This window comes from Streptosporangium sp. NPDC001681 (assembly GCF_040298085.1).
Taxonomy (GTDB): Bacteria; Actinomycetota; Actinomycetes; order Streptosporangiales; family Streptosporangiaceae; genus Streptosporangium.
Map to the genome: position 1 here is coordinate 101,563 of NZ_JBEOZN010000013.1, position 19,507 is coordinate 121,069.

The 19,507-nt window shown below is 70.5% G+C and carries 20 protein-coding genes; 9 read left to right on the forward strand and 11 right to left on the reverse strand.

Translation table 11 applies throughout. From position 1 onward, the window contains the following. The first annotated feature begins 50 nt into the window (after nucleotides 1-50). Both ABT130_RS09095 and ABT130_RS09100 read left to right on the forward strand, forming a co-directional pair. Nucleotides 51-2,828, forward strand: a complete 2,778-nt coding sequence (locus ABT130_RS09095; protein WP_350954143.1) for an ATP-binding protein — start codon at nucleotides 51-53, stop codon at nucleotides 2,826-2,828. 34 nt (nucleotides 2,829-2,862) lie between these two features. Continuing rightward, on the forward strand, nucleotides 2,863-3,483 hold the full coding sequence (locus tag ABT130_RS09100) for a hypothetical protein (protein WP_350954145.1): 621 nt from the start codon (nucleotides 2,863-2,865) through the stop codon (nucleotides 3,481-3,483). A gap of 1,614 nt (nucleotides 3,484-5,097) precedes the next feature. On the opposite strand, the gene ABT130_RS09105 is transcribed toward ABT130_RS09100, so the two are convergent. The 6 genes from ABT130_RS09105 to ABT130_RS09130 all read right to left on the reverse strand — a co-directional run bounded on the left by ABT130_RS09105 (nucleotide 5,098) and on the right by ABT130_RS09130 (nucleotide 8,475). Beyond that, nucleotides 5,098-5,328, reverse strand: coding sequence for a hypothetical protein (locus ABT130_RS09105; RefSeq protein WP_350954147.1), 231 nt, complete (start codon nucleotides 5,326-5,328; stop codon nucleotides 5,098-5,100). 554 nt (nucleotides 5,329-5,882) lie between these two features. Further along, nucleotides 5,883-6,428, reverse strand: coding sequence for a flavodoxin family protein (locus tag ABT130_RS09110; protein WP_350954149.1), 546 nt, complete (start codon nucleotides 6,426-6,428; stop codon nucleotides 5,883-5,885). A gap of 138 nt (nucleotides 6,429-6,566) precedes the next feature. After that, on the reverse strand, nucleotides 6,567-7,229 hold the full coding sequence (locus ABT130_RS09115) for a CBS domain-containing protein (protein WP_350929840.1): 663 nt from the start codon (nucleotides 7,227-7,229) through the stop codon (nucleotides 6,567-6,569). Between the two features lie 36 nt (nucleotides 7,230-7,265). After that, nucleotides 7,266-7,445, reverse strand: a complete 180-nt coding sequence (locus tag ABT130_RS09120; protein WP_350954150.1) for a hypothetical protein — start codon at nucleotides 7,443-7,445, stop codon at nucleotides 7,266-7,268. A gap of 120 nt (nucleotides 7,446-7,565) precedes the next feature. After that, entirely contained in the window at nucleotides 7,566-7,841 is a 276-nt protein-coding gene (locus ABT130_RS09125; protein ID WP_350954152.1) for a hypothetical protein, read from the reverse strand. Nucleotides 7,842-7,944: 103 nt separating this feature from the next. Then, the gene (locus ABT130_RS09130; RefSeq protein ID WP_350954154.1) at nucleotides 7,945-8,475 is read right to left on the reverse strand and encodes a universal stress protein; all 531 of its coding nucleotides are present in this window, start codon (nucleotides 8,473-8,475) and stop codon (nucleotides 7,945-7,947) included. A 442-nt stretch (nucleotides 8,476-8,917) separates the two neighbouring features. On the opposite strand from ABT130_RS09130, the gene ABT130_RS09135 reads away from it, so the two are divergent. From ABT130_RS09135 to ABT130_RS09155, 5 genes are all read left to right on the forward strand, one after another. Beyond that, nucleotides 8,918-9,460 carry an HIT family protein gene (locus ABT130_RS09135; RefSeq protein ID WP_350954156.1) on the forward strand — a complete coding sequence of 181 codons (543 nt, stop codon included), beginning with the start codon at nucleotides 8,918-8,920 and terminating at the stop codon, nucleotides 9,458-9,460. Then, nucleotides 9,457-9,918: a hypothetical protein gene (locus ABT130_RS09140; RefSeq protein WP_350954158.1), complete on the forward strand. Its 462-nt coding sequence runs from the start codon at nucleotides 9,457-9,459 to the stop codon at nucleotides 9,916-9,918. Before ABT130_RS09135 ends, ABT130_RS09140 begins: the two co-directional genes overlap by 4 nt. A gap of 221 nt (nucleotides 9,919-10,139) precedes the next feature. Continuing rightward, nucleotides 10,140-10,394: a hypothetical protein gene (locus ABT130_RS09145; protein ID WP_350929846.1), complete on the forward strand. Its 255-nt coding sequence runs from the start codon at nucleotides 10,140-10,142 to the stop codon at nucleotides 10,392-10,394. Further along, nucleotides 10,391-10,813: a hypothetical protein gene (locus ABT130_RS09150; protein WP_350954160.1), complete on the forward strand. Its 423-nt coding sequence runs from the start codon at nucleotides 10,391-10,393 to the stop codon at nucleotides 10,811-10,813. The genes ABT130_RS09145 and ABT130_RS09150 overlap by 4 nt, the downstream gene beginning before the upstream one ends. Before the next feature lie 363 nt (nucleotides 10,814-11,176). Further along, nucleotides 11,177-12,271 (forward strand): tyrosine-type recombinase/integrase, encoded by a 1,095-nt coding sequence (locus ABT130_RS09155; protein ID WP_350954162.1) that lies wholly within the window; start codon nucleotides 11,177-11,179, stop codon nucleotides 12,269-12,271. Between the two features lie 47 nt (nucleotides 12,272-12,318). On the opposite strand, the gene ABT130_RS09160 is transcribed toward ABT130_RS09155, so the two are convergent. Next, a complete protein-coding gene (locus ABT130_RS09160) occupies nucleotides 12,319-12,573 on the reverse strand; it encodes a helix-turn-helix domain-containing protein (RefSeq protein WP_350954164.1) in 255 nt (84 codons plus the stop codon). A 67-nt stretch (nucleotides 12,574-12,640) separates the two neighbouring features. Between ABT130_RS09160 and map the strand changes: the two genes are divergently transcribed. After that, on the forward strand, nucleotides 12,641-13,408 hold the full coding sequence (gene map, locus ABT130_RS09165; RefSeq protein WP_350954166.1) for a type I methionyl aminopeptidase: 768 nt from the start codon (nucleotides 12,641-12,643) through the stop codon (nucleotides 13,406-13,408). 210 nt (nucleotides 13,409-13,618) lie between these two features. On the opposite strand, the gene ABT130_RS09170 is transcribed toward map, so the two are convergent. Next, nucleotides 13,619-15,541 carry an ABC transporter ATP-binding protein gene (locus ABT130_RS09170; RefSeq protein ID WP_350954168.1) on the reverse strand — a complete coding sequence of 641 codons (1,923 nt, stop codon included), beginning with the start codon at nucleotides 15,539-15,541 and terminating at the stop codon, nucleotides 13,619-13,621. Between the two features lie 256 nt (nucleotides 15,542-15,797). Between ABT130_RS09170 and ABT130_RS09175 the strand changes: the two genes are divergently transcribed. Continuing rightward, the gene (locus tag ABT130_RS09175; protein WP_350929852.1) at nucleotides 15,798-16,109 is read left to right on the forward strand and encodes a DUF3817 domain-containing protein; all 312 of its coding nucleotides are present in this window, start codon (nucleotides 15,798-15,800) and stop codon (nucleotides 16,107-16,109) included. A gap of 16 nt (nucleotides 16,110-16,125) precedes the next feature. Here ABT130_RS09175 and ABT130_RS09180 read toward each other — a convergent pair whose 3' ends face one another. From ABT130_RS09180 to purB, 3 genes are all read right to left on the reverse strand, one after another. Then, nucleotides 16,126-17,151, reverse strand: coding sequence for a DUF4037 domain-containing protein (locus ABT130_RS09180; RefSeq protein ID WP_350954170.1), 1,026 nt, complete (start codon nucleotides 17,149-17,151; stop codon nucleotides 16,126-16,128). A gap of 68 nt (nucleotides 17,152-17,219) precedes the next feature. Further along, a complete protein-coding gene (locus tag ABT130_RS09185) occupies nucleotides 17,220-17,957 on the reverse strand; it encodes a GNAT family N-acetyltransferase (RefSeq protein WP_350929854.1) in 738 nt (245 codons plus the stop codon). Between the two features lie 26 nt (nucleotides 17,958-17,983). Then, nucleotides 17,984-19,414 carry an adenylosuccinate lyase gene (purB, locus tag ABT130_RS09190; RefSeq protein ID WP_350929855.1) on the reverse strand — a complete coding sequence of 477 codons (1,431 nt, stop codon included), beginning with the start codon at nucleotides 19,412-19,414 and terminating at the stop codon, nucleotides 17,984-17,986. Nucleotides 19,415-19,507: the final 93 nt, after the last annotated feature.

Consider the following 19,507-nt stretch of genomic DNA (forward strand, 5'->3'; position numbering starts at 1 on the left):
CCACGCCGGACAGGCTGGACGGATACGGCAAGACGAAGGAAGGTCGGGGGATGGACTGGTTCGACGCACGCCACGACCAGGTGGCGAACCTGGTCGGCCGCGAACCGGAGATCCATCGACTGCACCTGTTCGTCAGCCGAATCGCCGGGGGCGCGGGGGAGGCGTTGCTGCTGGCGGGTGACCCGGGCGTCGGAAAGACGTCCCTGCTGGACCATGCCGCCGCTCTCGCGACCGGTTCGGGGATGCGGGTGCTGCGGGCGACCGGTTCGCAGTTCGAGGCGGACATCTCCTACGCCGCGCTCCACCAACTCCTCCACCCGCGCCTTGGCGAGGTGCCCCGGCTGAGCCCTCTGCTGGCCGGGGCGCTGAACGTGGCGCTGGGCCTGGGCGAGGGGCAGCCGCCCGCGCAGCTCCTGGTCGCCAGTGCGGTCCTGGCGCTGCTGCAGGCGACAGCCGAGAAGCAGCCGCTGCTGCTCGTGGTCGACGACCTGCCATGGCTGGACCGCGCCAGCGCGCTCGTGCTCGGCATGGTGGCCCGCCGCCTGAACGGCCTGCCGGTCGGCATGGTCGCGGCCTGCCGCAGCGGCGAACCCAGCTTCTTCGACCTGAGCAGCCTGGCAGTCGTGTACGTGGACCCCCTGTCGGAGGAAGCGGCGACCGAGCTGCTGACCGGCCGCTATCCCGTGATGACCCCGCGCGTGCGGCGGCGGCTGCTGAACACGGCCCGGGGCAACCCGCTCGCCCTACTGGAGCTGCCCATCTCCCTCGGCGACCTGAGCACCACGGTCGCCGGGGCGCTGCCCGCGGCGCTGCCGCTCACGCACCGGCTGCAGAGCGTCTTCGCCTCCCGGGTCCGCGCGCTGCCCGCGCCGTTCGTCGAACTGCTACTGCTCGCCGCGTTGGACGGTACGGGAGACCTGCGGCTCGTCCGGGCCATCGACACCGACCGCGGCGGCGGGGCACTGCACGCGGCCGAACGGTCCGGCCTGGTGCGCGCGGACGAGTCCGATGAACGGCTGACCTTCCGCCACCCGCTCATCCAGTCGGCGATCGTGGACCTGTCGACCAGCGAGCAACGCCGCCGCGCCCACGCCGAACTCGCCGCCCGCCTCGCCGACCGCCCCGAACGGCACGCCTGGCACCTGGCCGAAGCCACTGAGGAACCCGACGAGAAGGTCGCCGCCCTGCTGAAGGAGGTCGCCATCACCAACCTGCGCCGCGGCGACTCCGTCGGCGCCGTCGCCCAACTGCTGCGCGCCGCCCAACTCAGCCCGCCTGGCAAGGGCCGCAGCGGACGGCTGGCCGAAGCCGCCTACCTGGGCTCCCTGGTCACCGGCGACCTGCGCGACGCACCCCGCCTGCTGGAGCAGGCCCGCCTCGCCGCCCCCGGCCCCGGCGACCTGCTGTCGGTTGCGGGCGCCCGCGCCTTCCACCTCCTACACGGTGACGGCGACATCGACACCGCCCACCGGCTGCTGGTCACCGCCATCCAGGACCAAGACGCTGCGCGCGACGCGAGCGACATCGTCGTCATCGAAGTGCTGTACACGCTGCTCATGGTGTGCTTCTTCGGCGGCCGGGCCGACCTGTGGCCGCCGCTGCATGACGCCATCGACCGCCTCAGACCGCGCCCACCCGGACTCCTGGTGATCTTGTCCCACGCGTTCGGGGATCCGGCCCGCCTGACCCCGGACATGCTGGCCCGCGCCGACGCGGCCGTCGCGAGCGTCAGCGACGAGGCCAGCTCGGCCCGCATCATCCGCACCAGCATCGCGGTGGCCTATCTCGACCGACTCTCCCCGTGCCGCGACGTCCTGCAACGCGTCATCCAGCACGGCCGTGAAGGCGGCGCGGTCAGTTCGGCGATCGAGGCGCTGTTCCTGCTCGGCCAGGACGCCTTCCACACCGGCCGATGGGACGAGGCCCAGCGACTGGTCGAGGAGGGCCTGCGGTTGTGCGAGGCCCACGGCTACCACCTGCTGACCTGGCCGGGTCGCCTCACCGGCGCCCTGCTGGCCGCGGCACGCGGCGACGTCCAGAAGGCGGCCAGCATCGCCCGCGACATGGACGCCTGGGCCGCGCCCCGCCGCGCCGGGATCATCGGCGCCTACGCCTGCCACATCCGCGCCCTGGCCGCCCTCGGCCAGGGCGACTTCGAGACGGCCTTCCACAACGCGGCCGCCGTCAGCCCGCCCGGCACCCTCGCGCCCTACACGCCGCACGCCTTGTGGGTGTTCCACGACCTCATCGAGGCCGCTGTCCACACCGACCGAAGCGCGGAGGCCGCGGCCCACGTCGCCGCCGCCCGCGACCGCCGTCTCGACCGGCTCTCCCCGCGCCTGCGCCTGGTGGTCCTGGCCGCCGCGGCCATCACCGCCCCGCAGGCCGACACCGCCGACCTGGAACGAGCGATCGCCGAACCCGGCAACGACCGCTGGCCGTTCGACCTGGCCCGCATCCAGCTCACCTACGGCGCCCACCTGCGCCGAGCCAAGCGCACCGGCGAAGCCCGCCGGCACCTGGCCGACGCCTCCCAGACGTTCCACCGCCTGGGCGCCGCCCCCTGGGCGGAGCGGGCCGACCGGGAATTACGCGCCACCGGCATCAGCCATTCGATCACCGCTACGGGGCTGGCCTCCCTGACCCCGCAGCAACTCCAGATCGCCCAACTCGCGGCGGCCGGCCACACCAACAAGGAGATCGCCGCCCGCCTGTTCCTGTCCCCGCGGACGGTCTCCACCCACCTCTACCAGGTGTTCCCCAAGCTCGGCATCACCTCCCGCGCAGCCCTGCGCGATGCCCTCGCCAACCCGGCCGACTCCGAGTGACATCGAATCTCAGCCCGACTCGGCGTCTTCGGGGTTGAGGAACCTGCGGACCGCGGCCTGGGGTGCCGGGCGGCCGCAGCACCATCGCCGCCTGGGCGAACTCGACCGACTCGTCCAGGGCGGCGGTGTCGTCGTCTTTCTCATATCGAAGCCGTCGCAGGGCGGACAACTCGGTCAGCGGCCCGGCGGACTCGGCGGGAGCTCCGCGCGGCTCCGCCAGGGCGTACTTGAGCGCCTCGGTGGTGTTGCGGAGATCCGCCTCCCGCTCGTGCAGGACGTACCGGACGCGCAGCACGCGGCTGAAGGTGACAAGGAAGCGGGGGAGCAGGTCCGATACCGCACCCTGTGCGCCCAGGGACCATTTCGCGCGATCGACGCGCCGACGTTCGCCGCCCTGCTGCGCGACCTCGGCGCCGGACGGCTCATCCGCCAGGAAAGCGACGGCCTGCTGCTGCACGCAGAGGTGGGGGAGCGGCTGGTCAACCACCACACCTTCTACGCCGCCTTCGCCGCCCCCACCGAATACCACATCGTCACCGCGGGACGAACAAACACTCGGCAGCCTTCCCCTGGAGAACTCCCCGTCCGAGAGGGCGCTGCTCATCTTCGCCGGCCGCCTCTGGCCTCCCCGACGCCACCGACCTGGCGAGCCTGATCCCCGACAAGAGAATCGACAAGTATGACGACGTCATCGGCGAAAACCTGCTGACCCGCTCCTACGCCGCCCACAAACTCGACATTCCCGGCACCGAGCAAGCCATCACCACCCACCGGCCGCAGCCATCGCCGCCCGATGCCGGGTATTACGCCCGCGCCCCATTGTTTTGAGATCACCAACCGGGGGAGTGGTCCACCATCGGATCCAGAGCGGCTTGCCGGTCGTGAGGATCTTCAGTAGCGCCGACTTGCCCATATTCGTCCGCCAAAGCGAATATTTGCCCTGACGACACAGGGGAGAGGCCACCTGGGCGCCGATTTCGTGGACGATGACAGCCGCTGCCATCAAACAGTCGAAGAAAGACGCCTGATGGAGCAGGTCAAATAAGACAAACCGCTCGACCGGGCAGATTGACTGAGACAGATGCAGAACCGAAGCAGATCAAGCGAGACACCGAGCAGGTCATCTGAGACGGGACAGTCCCACGCGGCACGCACCGGCGGAACCTCGCCACCTCTTGATCATTTTGGACGGTCCGACGGCTTGTGGATCTTGTTCGACGAAACGATCAAGCGGAGGTGATCACGCACGGAAAACGGAAAGGGGCTCTGGGTACCATGGCGCACCCGGGAGGGAACCGCACCGGCTCTCTGCCTTCCCATGGCGAGGAGCACCCGGCAGGTAAAAACCCGTACGGCACACCGAACAGGCCCTATCAGCACAAAACACCCTTAACCATACAGAAGCTGAATTCTGTTTGGTATAAGATATGCCTATTCTTCAACCGGCGGCGGCCCGCTCCAACCGCGATGCGTCAACTCCCGGCGCAGGATCAGGTTCTCACCGTGCGCCCGCTCCAACGCCCGACGCAGCCCGACCTCCTCCTGCCGCTGAGCGCTCCCGAGCCGAGTGATCTCCGTAGTCAAGGCGAGAAGCACATTGTCCGCAGTGCCCCTTATCGGCCCTGTCGACAACGACCTCCCGCGGCGACATGGGCCGCTGGCGAAGTTGCTCGATACGCCGCCGCAGGACCTGGCGCCCGTACAGAATCCGCACCAGACGCGTGGAACGACGTCGATGCACGGGGTACCGCCGCAGCCCATGTCCCGCTCCCCCGTGGCACCGTCGTAGGCGGATGTGGCACTCATACGTGCCGGGCGTTGGGAGGCGCGCCGCCGGCGATGCGAGCCGGGACCTCATTCACTAAGCGCGTAGTCCGCCGCGGTGCGCCGCCCCTCATGGCGGGCGCAACCACCCTCTCCAGGTTTCACTCCCCCACTCGGACGGCTCGCCAGGACCCGCGCCGCCCTTGATGCAAGTACCGATGGCCCCGGTATAGGGCGCATGTTTGCCCACATCAACACCACAGGGTGTTGGTCGCGGTCGTTGCGGAGGGAGTCTCCGCAACGACCGCCGACGCGCTCTGCCCTGAACCATCGGCTTTTTGGTGGTTGCCTTTAGTCCGTTATGTCTTGTTTGTTGTTAAACCTACCGAATGCCTTTACAATGTAGATTTATAATCTAATGTCGACGAGACGTCGATCTCACTGGTGCTCCCGTTCCTCATGCCAGGACCGGGGTGGATCTGCACTTCCGGTAAGGAACGTCGCACTAGTGGGGTGAGGGGATGCGGCCCAGCGTGAGGTAGGCGATCGGGCCGAAGGGCTGGACGAGTAGCAACGGCCACCACAGCGTCTTACGTCCCCGGATCTGCTCAGCGGGTCTGCACCACAGGTCTGCGGCCGCCGTGGCGGTGAGCGACAGCTCTATGGAGACCAGCGTCAAAATCGCTGCCTGTTGCCGGTCGGAGAGGTCACGCCAGCGCTTGTGCGAACGTGTCATGAGTGCTCCTTGGTTGAGAGCGGCACGGGCTCGATGTGGAACAGTGCGGTCCGCACCTCGCCTGCTTCCTCGGTGATGTCGGGGAGTCCTTGTGTCTTCATCTCCATCACACACCCGTAGGAGGATTCCGGCACCGGCCGAACGTCACCCGCCGCAAGGACCAATGTCTCTCGCGGCGCCCCCGTAGGTTCGCAGGAGGTCGCCGCCTGGCACGCCGTCGGGCACGGCGAGAGCGGCCTGGCGGTCGTCTCCCCCTCCTGCCGGTTCACCCGGCCTGATTCCCCGCCGCCGGTTGCCGCACATCCTGCTCCAGGAACACGACGAGGACGTGGCCCGGCTCGGTGGTTATCTGAAGGGATCGGCCGAGGAGTCCGTCGGCAGGCGATTCACCCACCGCATGCCCTGGCTGCTGCTGGGCCTGGCCAGGGCGATGGCCTGCGCGGGCGCAGACAGGACGCGCGCCCTCGACGGAGCCCGCTCAAGGCGCGTGCACCGCCCGCGGATCCTCGGTCCCCGGACGACACATCCCTCTCGCGGGCAGAATGCCGGGCTGGCTACGCGATCCGGTGAGTGCCCGCCTGTCGTGCCGTGGCCAGCGCCACGCCCCAGTGGCGGGCTCGCTCGATCTCCCCCTCCAGGAGCGGGCCAGGGGTACCGGCGACGTAGAAGCTCTGTGAGCCGGTCAGGATCGCGAAACCTTGCCTGCGCAGATGTTTCTCGGCGCCGTACCGGGCTGATCCGGGGATCCAGAGGCTCTTGATCCGTGTGTCGAACGCCACCGCCGAGGCCGGTGAGCGGCCGCCCAGGGTAGAGAGCCATTCGCGTAGCCCCTGCCCCTTGGACACCAGGTCGGCGGAAGCCTGCTGAGCGGCCGACTGCCGGGTGCTGGGCCGGCTCATGCCGAAGGCATGAGTGGGCCCGCCGGCGACAAGCAGGTCCACGTCGCCGGGGACGGCCTTTGGGGCATTGCCGACCTCGACCAGGTCCACGTCCATCCGGGTGGCCAGTCCTTCGGCGACAGCCACGGCGATCGCCTGAGTGTTGCCGAACATCGATTCGAAGACCACGAGTGCACGCATCGAGACGATTCCCTTCTCCATTGATCTCCATTGACGCCCCGCGGGAGGTGGGGATCCGGGATCCCCCGCCTGCTGTCTTCAGGATGCGGTCACCTCGTCGAACGTCCTGCGGACGGTGAGGTGACCGTCGCCCACGCGCGCCGCTTCCATAGCGGCGGTCTACAGCAGCGGCGGGATGACGAGCAGGTCGTCGCTTTCGTGCTCGAGCCGCGAGGTGACGTCGATGACGCCTTCGAGCCGGCGGATCGCTTGAATGAGCCGGACGACCTGTGAGCGGTGTTCGACCTTGCCTTCGAGTGTCACCACGCCGTTCTCGACGCTGATCGCCACGTCGGTTCCGGTCAGGTCGCGGACGACGGCTTCGGCCTCGGCCCGCAGTTCGGCCTCGGGGCGGTCGAAGACACGCAGCAGGTCCGACCGGTGCAGGATGCCGGCGATGCGGCCGGTCACCGGGTCGATCACCGGGAGCTGTTCGATCTTCTTGTCGTGCATGAGCCGCGCCGCGTCCCGGGCGGGCATGCCCGGGGTGACGGTGATCGCGGGCGAGGTCATCAGGTCCTTCGCCACGACCGCCGCGGCCTTCTCGTGCTCGCGGCGGCGGGCGCTGCTCTCGAAGATCGAGATACTGTGGCGCATCGTGTCGCTCTCCTTGAGCAGCAGGTCGTCCTGGGACACCACCCCGATCGGACGGCGGTCCAGGTCGATGACCGTCACCGCGCCCACGGCGAAGCGCCGCATCACGTTCACGATGTCGGCGAAGCCCGCGTCCTGCCGCACGGCGATGGCGGTGCGGCCCATCACGTCACTCACTTTGATCGGCATCTTCTTCCTCCATTCTCGCGTTTCCCTTGAGCGTTCCTATGAGCGGACGACCGCCACGGCGCAGTGCGCGTGGTGGGAGGTGTCGTTCGGCCAGCGGTGTGCGGCGGTGACGATGCGCAGCGGCAGGCCCGTACGAGCGGCGTCGGCGGCGGCCCATCCGACGGCGGCGGTCGCGCCGGTGGAGCCGCCGGTTCCGGCGATGATCAGAGCAGACATGGCTGTTTTCCCTTCCTTTCCCATCAGACCTCGCCGGAAGGCCCGGCCCCAGGGCCACAGGTCCTGATCCCGCCGCGGGAGGACAGGGTCTTTAGCCCCTCACCGAGGGCCGGATCGCGGTCAGCGGCGGATGAGCACGAGCTCGCGACCGGCATGGGTGGTGTGGGCGGCACGTCCGCCGGTTGCAGGTGACGGCCGGTGTTCGTCCAGCACGTTGCTCAGCGGGCGCTGGACTGCCTCGGTGGAGCAGGGCTGGGGGTTGTGCGGCGACGGCGCCCACGAGCCGGCCGTGTTCGCCGCGCGCAGTGCCGCGGTGATCTCCTGCTGCGCGTGCGTGCTTGTGCAGACGTTCGCACAGTGACCGAACGGCCCGTTTGCCAGGCCCTTTCGTCCCATGAGCCGGGTCCCGCCTTCGAGGCGAGCGAACAAGAAGGTGAGCACGCCTTGTGATCATGTCCTGCGGGGGTGGGGCGATCACCGGGTCGAGAACCCGTTCCGGTCAGGCGAGTACCGGATGTGCCGTTTCGGGCATGGATTCGATCGCGGCACGCGGGGCGAGCATGTCGGCGTTCCGCATCCGGTCGATCTGGTCAGGGGTGACGACGACGGTGGGGCAGGCTGCCAGGGCGAGGCAGGCCCGTAAAGTCGCCCCGAGAAATCCGCCGCCCACCGGCCGGGCCCCTCCCAGCACGAGGAGGTCGGCCGTCTCGGAGTGGTGCGGCAGTGCTCGCGCGGCCCTGTCACGGCAGAGCAGCGGGCGCACGACGAGTTTCGGATACCCGGCGCGGACCGTCGCGGCCGCTCGGCTCACGACGGTTTCGGCAATCGCCTTTCGATCTGCCTCCTCGGCGGGTGCCCAGGCGGGCACGTGGGGTGCCCGGCACCGCGTGACGTCGCCCCACGCGTGGAGAATGACCAGTTCCGCGCCGCTGCTGCGGGCCTCCCAGGCACCCCAGCTCAATGCCGCCCACCCGGCGGCCGAACCATCGAAGCCGACCAGGATGCGAGAAAACGACTGCCGGCGTGTCATGGGGTCCTCCGTGATCCGTCCCGTTGCCCCGGTGGCGAAGGGGACTCGTCTTCATGCAACCGCGACCGCCTCGGCCCCGGCCAGGGTCGCTGGTCCCGGCTCGCTGGGACCAGCGGCCCTTCCGGTTCTGAGGCGGTCACCGGTCGGGGCCGGAGGGTGTTGACGCGTGCGGAGGTATGGGGCCTTGCGGGTTCTTACCGGTGCCGCGCCGGTCGTCAGGTGAGGGGGACGCGCCAGGTCAGCCGGGTCCCGTCCCTCAGGGAGATCCGGCCTCGGAGGACCCCCGAGAGCCGTGGCGCGCTCTTTCATGTTGTGCAGACCACCGTGCTCGCCCTTACCGGACAGCCGGAATCCGGGGCCGGCAGATCGCCGGCCGCTTCAAGATGATCACTACGGCTGCGTTCCCCTTGATCCAGTCCTGCCCTGGCCTATGGTGGCGATCATGAGTCTGTGTTCCTCCGATGAGGACTTGCCCGTCCTGGCTCCGGAAGTCGAGCGGAAAGAGGCGTTCGATCTCGCCGGTTACGTTCAGCGGGCCAAGAGCGGTCCTTGTTTCATCTGCGCCATTCTGGCGGGCGCCCCCGGTTACGACTTTGAACAGATCGTCTTCGAGGATGAGCACCACATCGCCTTCCTGGACCGCTACCCCACGATGCCCGGCAAGGTCCTGGTGGCTCCTAAGGCACATGTCGAGCACGTGGTCCGTGACCTCAAGGAGGAGGCATATCTACAGTTGATGCGGACGGTTCGCCGGATCGCTCTGGTTGTTGAGGCGGTTGTTCCCTCCGAGCGCACCTATCTGCTTTCGCTGGGCAGTCAGCAGGGCAACAGCCACCTTCACTGGCACATCGCTCCGCTGCCGCCCGGAACTCCTTACGCGGAGCAGCAGTATCATGCCCTGATGACCGAGAACGGTGTGATCCCCTGGTCGGCACAGCGGGCCTTCGATCTCGCTGAACGTCTCCGTGCGGCCTTGGCCGAATGACCATGTCTGAGCACATCGCGACCTGGCGCGACGCTCGCTACGACATGCCCGTCAGTCAGCAGCTGGAGCGCTACAACGAGTTGGCCGCCAAGCACGCGTCGGCTCGTGCCCGGATTGAGCTGGTGGCCCGAGGAATCTATGATCCCGCCCGGCATGGAGCCGATGACCGTCCTGCGCTCACCGTGGCCGAGCACATCGAGTTGCTGGCGCTGGCGGAGTGCATCGCACGCACCGTGTGCCATCCCGCCAACGTCCACCACGCGGTGCTGGCCGGGGTCACCTGGGCCGATATCGCCCGCATTGTCGACTCCGACGAGCTCACCGTTCGGCGGGACTACCAGCGGTGGGCTGACGACCAGCATGACCTCAACCGGCACTCCCCCAACCTCGGCATGACCGCCGACGAGCACGTTGCTGCGACCGCCAGGGCCGCGGAGGGGATGAGCGGCACCTTCTGAGCAAACACCCGCACCCTGGTTGCCGGTGGGTGGACGGAAGAGCGATGCCTTCCCGGCGGGAACACCGGAGGTGCGGTTCGGGTAGGCGGCACCGTCGTCAACGCGTCGGTGCCGCTCAGGTCCGGCTCCGGCGCGCTGTACGGATTTTTCCCCTCCCCTTGCCCGGAGGGGATGGCGGTTCGCACCTGACACCAGAGGTATGCACTCTATAGAGTGAACGTATGCACATTAAGGATAAGCGGACCAGCTTCTCCCACACCAAGGAGCAGGCGGACCAGCTCAAAGAGGCCGCTGACGAGTACGGCGTCACCGTATCCGCCTATATCGGCGAAGCCGTCACCGAGAAACTCCAGCGCGACCGCCGCATGACCGCCTGGCGGCAACTCGTCGGCCACGACCTCGACGACTCCCCCGGCGACGTCCTCGCCCGTGTCCGCACCATGTTCGACCGGATCGAGGAGAGCCACCGTCCGTGAGGTTCTTCGACACCGGCCTGGTCCTGGACCACTCGGCCCTCAACGACTGGCTGAGCAAGGACATCGAGATTGAAGTGATCATCGGCGAGGCCGTCCGTCGCGGGTACCCGATTGTCGTGTCCGCCGTCGCGGCCGCCGAGGCCTCCCGCCAGGCGCTCACCGTTCCGGCTCGCGAGCGTCTGCACGGCCTTCTCTACATGATCGCCCAGCACGTTGACGTGCTCGACGCCGACGATGCCCTCGTCATCGGCGGCATGGCGGCCGAGCGCGAGGTCGTCTCCCTTGCCGCCGCCCACACCGCCCACTCGGCCTCCACGCGGGTCACCGCGATCGGCAATGTCACCGACTGGCGCATCATCGCCCGTGACGCGCAGCCCTATCGGCGGTTGTGTCCGCGCATCCCGGTCAACTGGCCATAGCGGGCGAGGGAAGGTGGTGGGACGGCTCAAGGCTCCGCTCCCCCGGCTCCCCCGGTGACCGTTCGGGCCCCTGGCCCGATCCCCTGCCGCGGGCGCTCGGCGAAAGGCCGCGTGGTCGATGCCGTGCCCGGTCTTCTTTGAGGGGCGGCCCGGGGGCGGGCATTCGTTTACCGTGGGGGATGGACATGATCGGTGATCTGGTGGGCAGGACGGGCGTGCGCGGGGCGGTGGTTTTCCGCGTCGCCGTTTCGTGGCCTTGTCCCTACCGGTGCCGGTGCGAGGTGAGCGGCCGTTTCAGGGCGGTCCGGGCGCGAAAGGGGTGTCGTCGGGATCATGCGGCCGGCTGATCTGAATCGTCTCAGTGTGGGTGAGTGCGCCGACCGTTATGTGGAGTTGGTGCGGGCCAGGACCCTGACCGGTGCGTTGTCGATGTCGACGGCGGAGGTGTACGCGCGTGATGTAACCACCTTTGTGCAGTTGGTGGGCGAGGAAGTGGTTTTGGATGATCTGACGGGTGAGGAGGTGGATGCCGTTCTGCTGGCCTTCGCGCGCAAGCCGGACGGGCGGCGGCGCTCGCAGCCGGAGGCCGCCTCGGGGGCGTTGCAGTCCGCCTCCTCCCAGGCGCGATTTCGGCGGTCGGTGTCGGCGTTGTTCAAGCACGCGGTGCTGGTCGGGTGGGTGCAGGTCAATCCGATGGCGATGGCGACGGTCACGGCCAGGGAGCGCGGGGGGCTGCGGCCGGAGCGGCGTGCGCTGACCCGTGAGCAGGCACAGGGGCTGATCGGTGCGGCGCGTGACCTGGGCGGCGGGCCGCAGGGGGTGGCGGCGAAGGAGGCGGCGGGCTCGGGGCGCAGGCGCCGTCGTGACCAGAACACCGAGTTGCGCGACGGGCTGATCGTGCTGATGCTGTCGACGATGGGGCCGCGGGTCTCGGAGCTGGTGCGGGCCAATGTGGAGGACTTCTACACCAACGACGGGGTGCGTTACTGGCGGATCTTCGGTAAGGGCGGTAAGACGCGGGACGTGCCGCTGCCCGGTGATGTGGCGCTGGTGCTGGAGGCCTATCTGGCGCGGGGGCGGATCGCCTCCCCCGACAAGGCGTTGCTGCTGTCGTGGCGGGGCCGGCGTCTGGCGCGCGGGGATGTGCAGGCGGTGATCGACCGGGTGCAGCAGGGGGTGGATCCCGATCGGCGCCGTTCGGTGACGCCGCACGGGTTGCGGCACACCACGGCCACTCATCTGCTGGCCGACGCGGTGGACATGGACGCGGTGCGGCGGGTTCTGGGACACAGTGATCTGGCGACGCTGGGGCGTTACCGCGATGAGCTGCCCGGGGAGTTGGAGGTGGCGATGCGTTCGCATCCGTTGCTGCGCGGCCCGGCCGTCCGCGGCGCGGGTGCGTCGGGATCGGTCTCCGCCGAGGGGGTGCAAAGGTCCGGGCCCGCGGCGTCGGCATAGCAGGCGCCGGGCGGGGGTGTCTTCCGTTGCCGCCGGTGGGGGCGGGGTCAGGCGGCGCGTTCGCCGGCGCGCACCTCGGCCAGGACGTCCAGGGAGACGTCGAGGGCGGCGGCGAGCGCGGCGATGGTGAAGAAGGCCGGGGTGGGGATGCGGCCTGTCTCGATCTTGCGGAGGGTTTCGGCGGACAGGCCCGCGGCGGCGGCGACTTCGGTCATGCTGCGGGTGCCGCGGGCCTGGCGCAGGAGCGCGCCCAGGCGGTGGCCTCGTTCACGGTCAAGTTCGGTCAGCGGGGGTCGCACCATGCGCATGATCCTAGCAAGCGTGATAATAATACCGCTACAGGTGTTGGGGTGATCAGGGGTGTGACGCATGGTGGAGATCAAGACCGTGGCCGAGCTGGATGCGATGCGCGAGGCCGGCCGGGTGGTGGCGCTGGCGCTGGAGACGGTGCGCGAGCACGCGCGGGTGGGTGTCAGCCTGCTGGAGCTGGACGAGGTGGCCGCGGCCGTCATCTCCGGCGCGGGCGCCAAGTCGGCGTTCCTGGGCTACAAGCCCGGTTTCGCGCCGACTCCGTTTCCCGCGGTGATCTGCGCCTCGGTCAACGACGTGATCGTGCACGGCATCCCCGACGGCTACCGGCTGCGCCCCGGTGACCTGCTGAGCGTCGACTGCGGCGTCTACCTGGAGGGGTGGGCCGGGGATGCGGCGATCAGCTTCGTCGTCGGCCCGCCCCGTCCCGGTGACCTGGAGCTGATCGCGGTGACCGGTGCCGCGCTGGGGGCCGCGATCGCCGCGTGCGTGCCGGGCGGGCGCCTGGGTGACATCGGCCACGCGGTGCACGCGGCGGGACGGGCGGCCGGGTACGGCATCCCCGAGGACTTCGGCGGTCACGGCATCGGCCGGGCCATGCACGAGGACCCGCACGTGCCCAACCGGGGACGTGCCGGGCGGGGCCTGGTGCTGCGGCCCGGCCTGGTGCTCGCGATCGAGCCGATGTTCGTCGCCGGGGGCGGTGACGGCTACCTGACCGCCCCCGACGGCTGGGCGCTGTCCAGCGTCGACGGCAGCCGGGCCGCGCACGTGGAGCACACGGTGGCCGTCACCGCCGACGGGCCGCGCGTGCTGACCCTGCCCTGAGGGCGCGGGTGTACGGCGTCGATGTCCGATCGATGTCGGCGGGGCCGGGCGGGCCCTCAGGTCAGGCCGGCGGCTCCCCCGCCGGTTGCCGTAGCGAGCGGGAGAGTCCGCCGGGGTCGTCTTCGGTTGACCGGCAAGGCCGTCATCGACGTGACCTCGCCGTCGGCGTGCCCCTGCCCGGCGCCCTGCCCGGCGTGGCGCAGGCGACGCTCAGCGGGCGGGTACGGCGGAGAAGTCCCCGAGCCCGTCTTCCAGGTCTTCGAAGCAGGCGGTCCGCTGGTCGAACTGGGTGTGATACAGCTGCGCGTAGCGGCCGCCGGCGGCCAGCAGCTCGGTGTGCGTGCCGCGCTCGGCGACGCGCCCGTTCTCGACGACCAGGATCAGGTCCGCGGTGCGGACCGTCGACAGCCGGTGGGCGATGACCAGTGCGGTCCGCCCGGCCAGCGCCTCGGCCAGGGCTTCTTGCACCGCGGCCTCGGAGGTGGAGTCCAGGTGCGCGGTGGCCTCGTCCAGCACCACCAGCCGCGGCCGGGCCAGCAGCAGCCTGGCGATGGTCAGCCGCTGGCGCTCACCGCCGGAGAGGCGGTAGCCGCGCTCGCCGACCACGGTGTCCAGGCCTTCGGGCAGCGCCGCGACCAGGTCGGCCAGCCGGGCGCGCCGCAGCACCTCCCACAGTTCCTCGGGTGCGGCGTCCGGCCGGGCCAGCAGCAGGTTGGCCCGGATCGAGTCGTGAAACAGGTGCCCGTCCTGGGTCACCATGCCCAGTGTCCGGCGGATCGAGGCCGCCGACAGCTCGCGCACGTCCACCCCCGACAGTCGTACCGCGCCGCTGTCGACGTCGTACAGGCGGGCCAGCAGCTGCGCGATGGTCGACTTGCCGGCTCCGGAGGATCCCACCAGCGCGACCAGTTGCCCGGCCTCGGCTCGGAAGGACACCTCGTGCAGCACCGCCTCGCCGCCGCGCGCGTCCAGGGCGGCGACCTCCTCCAGCGAGGCCAGTGACACCTTCTCGGCCGACGGGTAGGCGAAGCCGACCTGGTCGAACTCCACGCTCACCGGCCCCTCGGGCACCGCCTTGGCGTCCGGCCTGTCGGTGATGAGGGGTTTCAGGTCGAGGACCTCGAAGACCCGCTCGAAGCTGACCAGGGCGCTCATCACCTCCACCCGGGCGCCGGCCAGCGCCGTCAGCGGCGCGTACAGGCGGGTCAGCAGCAGTGCCAGCGCCACCACCGCGCCCGGCTCCAGCTGCCGGCTCAGCGCGTAGAAGCCGCCCAGGCCGTACACCAGGGCCAGGGCCAGCGCCGAGACCAGGGTGAGGGCGGTGACGAACACCGAGCGCACCATCGCGGTGCGCACCCCGATGTCGCGTACCCGCCGTGCCCGTGCCAGGAACTCGGCCGACTCCCTCTCGGGGCGGCCGAACAGCTTGACCAAGGTGGCGCCGGGCGCGGAGAAGCGCTCGGTCATCTGCGTGCTCATCGCCGCGTTGTGGTCGGCGGCCTCGCGTTCCAGCCGTGCCAGCCGGGCGCCGACGCGCCGGGCCGGCAGCACGAACACCGGCAGCAGCACCAGTGCCAGCGCGGTCAGCCGCCAGGAGATGCCGATCATCACCGCCAGGGTCAGGGTGAGGGTGACCAGGTTGCCCACGACCCCCGACAGGGTGTCGCTGAAGGCGCGCTGGGCGCCGATGACGTCGCTGTTCAACCGGCTGACCAGGGCGCCGGTGCGGGTGCGGGTGAAGAAGGCGACCGGCATGCGCTGCACGTGGTCGAAGACGGCGCCGCGCAGCCGCAGGATCAGTCCCTCGCCGATGTTCGCCGACATCCATCTGGTCACCAGGCCCAGCGCCGCCTCGGCCAGCGCGATCACCGCGATCAGCCCGGCGAGTCCTGCCACGACGCCCACCGCGGCGCCGGTGACGATCGCGTCGATCACCTGCCCGGCCAGCACCGGGGTGGCCACCGCCAGTACCGCCGAGACGACGCTCAGCAGCAGGAACCAGGCCAGCAGGGCGCGGTGCGGGCGGGCGAAGGCGGCGATGCGCCGCAGCGTGGCGGCCGAGAACGGCCGCCGGTCGCGCTGGGCGTTCATCGCGCCGTACAGCGAATGCCAGGCGGCCATTTCCATACTCATCACACACCACCGTGCTTCCTGGGTTCCTGGTTTTCCGCGCTCTTGGGGTGAGAACACCGGCGCGGCCACGGCACGACCCTAAAAGCTGAACTTAAGTTGAGGTCAAGGGCCGTGGTGTTCCGGGCGCTTTCGGCGACGCCCACCGCTCCCCCGGCGCACCGACCGGCCCCGCGCCCCCCTAGGCTGAAGACCGTTGTCCGATCCGCCCGGATACCCCCTTTCCGGATCACCCCTTTTGGGAGAGGTGTACTTCGCCGTGCCGACTCTGCCGCTCACCTTGCGTCTGTTCCGTTACGTGGCGTTCGCCGAGGCGTGTTCGTGGACGGGGTTGCTCATCGGCATGTACTTCAAGTATGTGGCCGCCACCGGCGATCTCGGGGTGAAGATCTTCGGGCCGGTGCACGGCGCCCTGTTCGTGCTCTACCTGGTCGCGCTGCTGGTCGCCGCCCGCCAGGCCCGCTGGAGCCTGGGCACACTCATCGTCGGCCTGGTGTGCGCGGTGCCGCCACTGGCCACGCTGTGGTTCGAGCGGCGGATGTTCGCCCGCCGCGAACCGGCCACCGCCTGACCCCTCCCGCCTGACCTCACAGGTCCAGGATGGCGCGGGTGGCCGCCCGGCAGCGCCGCGGATCGGCCAGCAGGTCGGCGCAGTCGCCGAACTGGTCGACCGACCCCACCGCAGGCAGCGCCCGCACCCGGGCGTCGGTGATGGCGCCGCTGAGGGCGTCGGCGAACCGGCCGGCGTCGATGACCTGGAAGGGCCGCCGGTGATACGCCCGCAGGCTCCCCTCCAGCGCCGGGCCCACCCCCATCCGGTTGTGCAGGGCCGCCACCCGCCGGTAGACCACCCCCAGATGCTCCTCACGCTCGCGCCACCCGGTGGCCGCCACCGCCGCCGACAGGGCCTCTGCCGGCTCGGCCGTACCCGACAGGCGCGCAAAGGCGCTGCCCAGCCATTTGGCGTACGGCGGGTAGCGGCGGCGCAGCAGCAGCACCAGGCGCATCAGATCGCGGGCCAGATCGGCGGTGACCAGCGCCGATCCCAGGTCGTCGCCGACCTCCCCGCACCGCCCGGGGAAGGCCTCCTGCTGAGCCAGGCGCCTCCACTGCCCGGCCAGCACGTAGCGCTCCAGATCCGGCGGGTACCAGCGCAGCGCGGCACGGACGCGTTCCAGGACATCCAGGCCGTCGTGGAAGACCTCCCCGCAGGTGACCTCCGCCAGTTTCTGCCAGGGGGTCGACAGCCAGTCCAGCATGCTCACCCCCCGCAGCGGGTCGAAGCCGAGCCGCCCGGTGAACCAGGCCGCCGCCTCACCGACCTGCACACCGTGCCCACCGGCACCGGTCACGGCGGTGGGATAGCCGCGGAAAACCTCCGGCAGCCCGCCGGCGACGGCGCGGCGGACCTGCTCGATCCGGTGCTCCTCGACGAAGAGGAGCACCCGGGGACCCCAGTCATGGTCGGTGGAGCGTTCGGTGTCGAACGCCAACACCTCGGAACCGGCGCCGATCAGCGCGGCACTGTGCGGCACCTCGGCCACGATCGGCCGCACGACCTGGGTGTAGAAAGTACGAGAAAGCTCCAGACCAGGTATGAAACCAGACATCATTTCGTCCACTCTGCCTGCCCAGACCTCGGCCCGCACCAGGTTTTCCCGCCCCTGCCCGGGGATCGGGTTCAGGCACCGTCCCAGGCACCGTCCAGGGCCGCGGCGGCCAGCGGGCGAAGGCGCAGGCCCAGCCGCCCGTACAGGGCGAGCGCGGTGTGGTTGGCGGTGTCGACCATCAGCGCGGCACGGCCGTGCGAGGTGAGCAGGTCGCCCAGCGCCAGGCGGCACACCGCCTCGCCGTACCCGGCGCCGCGGCGGCGCGCGGCGGTGGCGACCCCGGCGACGAAGCCCACCTGCGGGCAGGACCAGGCGTCGGCGGCCACCGCGACCAGGTCGCCGTCCTCGTCGCGCACGCCCGCCCAGCGGCGTACGCCGGCCACCCCTGGCGCCGCCCACGAGGAGGGTGCCGCGGCCGCGAGCAGGGCGCTCACCTCGCCCTCCTCCTTCGGGGCCAGCCACCGCGCCCGCCCCGGTCCCGCGTTGAGGACGGGGCTGAGCCGGTGGGTGTCCATCCACTCGAAGGTGCCCAGCAGGCGCAGCCTCGGTGAGCGGGCGGCCACCTGCCCTACCAGTGCCCGGGTGCCCACCACCCGGTAGGAGGGGCCGAGGCGCCCCAGCGCCCACTCCACCAGCGCGGCCACCTGCTCGGGCTCGCCGCACACCGTCAGGCGGTCGCGGCGGTTGAGATCGGGACAGGCCACCGCGACCGCCTCCCCCAGCGCCCAGGCCCGCACGCCCTGCACCATCCCCTGGGCACCCCACAGCACGAGCGGGTCGCCGGCGCAGGCGGCGGCCACCTCGGCCACCTCGCGCAGCACCCTCGGCGCGCGGCTCAGAGGATCGCCCCGGGCCGGTAGGCGGCCGCCTGCGGGTAGCGGGTCACGACCTCCTCCACGCGGGCCACGACCGCCGCCACCTGGGAGGTGGCCGCGCCGGTGAAGGAGATCGGCTCGCCCAGCAGGCCCTCCAGCGCCGCCCGGTCCAGCGGGAAGCGCTCGTCGGCCGCCAGGCGGGCGAGCAGTTCGTTGCCGCCGGCGCCCTCGCGCATGGCCAGCGCCGAGGCCACCGCGTGCTCCTTGATCAACTCATGGGCGCTCTCGCGGCCCAGCCCGGCCCGCACCGCGGCCATCAGCATCTTCGTGGTGGACAGGAACGGCAGGTAGCGCTCCAGCTCGGCGGCGATCACCGCGGGGAAGGCGCCGAACTCCCCCAGCACCGTCAACATGGTCTCCACCAGCCCGTCGAACGCGAAGAACGCGTCCGGCAGCGCCACCCGGCGCACCACCGAACACGAGACGTCGCCCTCGTTCCACTGGTCGCCCGCCAGTTCCCCGGCCATCGACGCATACCCCCGCAGGATCACCGTCAGCCCGTTGACCCGCTCACACGAGCGGGTGTTCATCTTGTGCGGCATCGCCGAGGAGCCGACCTGCCCCTGGGCGAACCCCTCGGTGACCAGCTCGTGCCCGGCCATCAGCCGGATCGTCTTGGCCAGCGAGGAGGGCGCCGCGGCCAGCTGCACCAGCGCGGTGAGCGCCTCGTAGTCCAGCGAGCGCGGATACACCTGTCCCACGCTGGTCAGCCGGTGGGCGAACCCCAGGTGCGCGGCCACCTCGTCCTCCAGCGCGGCCAGTTTGGCCGCGTCCCCGCCCAGCAGGTCCAACATGTCCTGGGCGGTGCCGACCGGCCCCTTGACGCCGCGCAGCGGGTAGCGGCCGATCAACTCCTCCAGCCGGGCGAACGCCACCAGCAGCTCGTCGGCGGCCGAGGCGAAACGCTTGCCCAGCGTCGTGGACTGCGCGGCTACGTTGTGCGAGCGCCCGGCCATCACCAGCGGTGAGTGCTCGGCCGCCAGCGCCGCCAGTCCCGCCAGCAGTGCCACGCACCGGTCTCGCACCAGCACCAGGCTGTCGCGGATCTGCAGCTGCTCGACGTTCTCGGTCAGGTCCCTGGAGGTCATGCCCTTGTGCACCTGCTCGTGCCCGGCCAGCGCGTTGAACTCCTCGATGCGGGCCTTGACGTCATGGCGGGTGACCCGCTCACGGGCGGCGATCGACTCCAGGTCGACGTGCTCGACGACCTTCTCGTAGTCGCCCACCGCCTCGGGCGGGACATCCACCCCCAGCCGTGCCTGCGCGGCCAGCACGGCCAGCCACAGGCGCCGCTCGGCCACCACCTTGTACTCAGAAGACCACAGGCGGGCCAGCTGCGGTGAGGCGTAGCGGGCGGCAAGGACATTGGGGATACGCGGCTTGGCAGTCACGTTGCGTCAGTATATTCCGCCCGCCCGGCCCGCCCCGCCCAGGGGTTCGGGCCGGGCGGGGGGGGGGGGTCAGGTACGGTAAAAGCCGGGCAT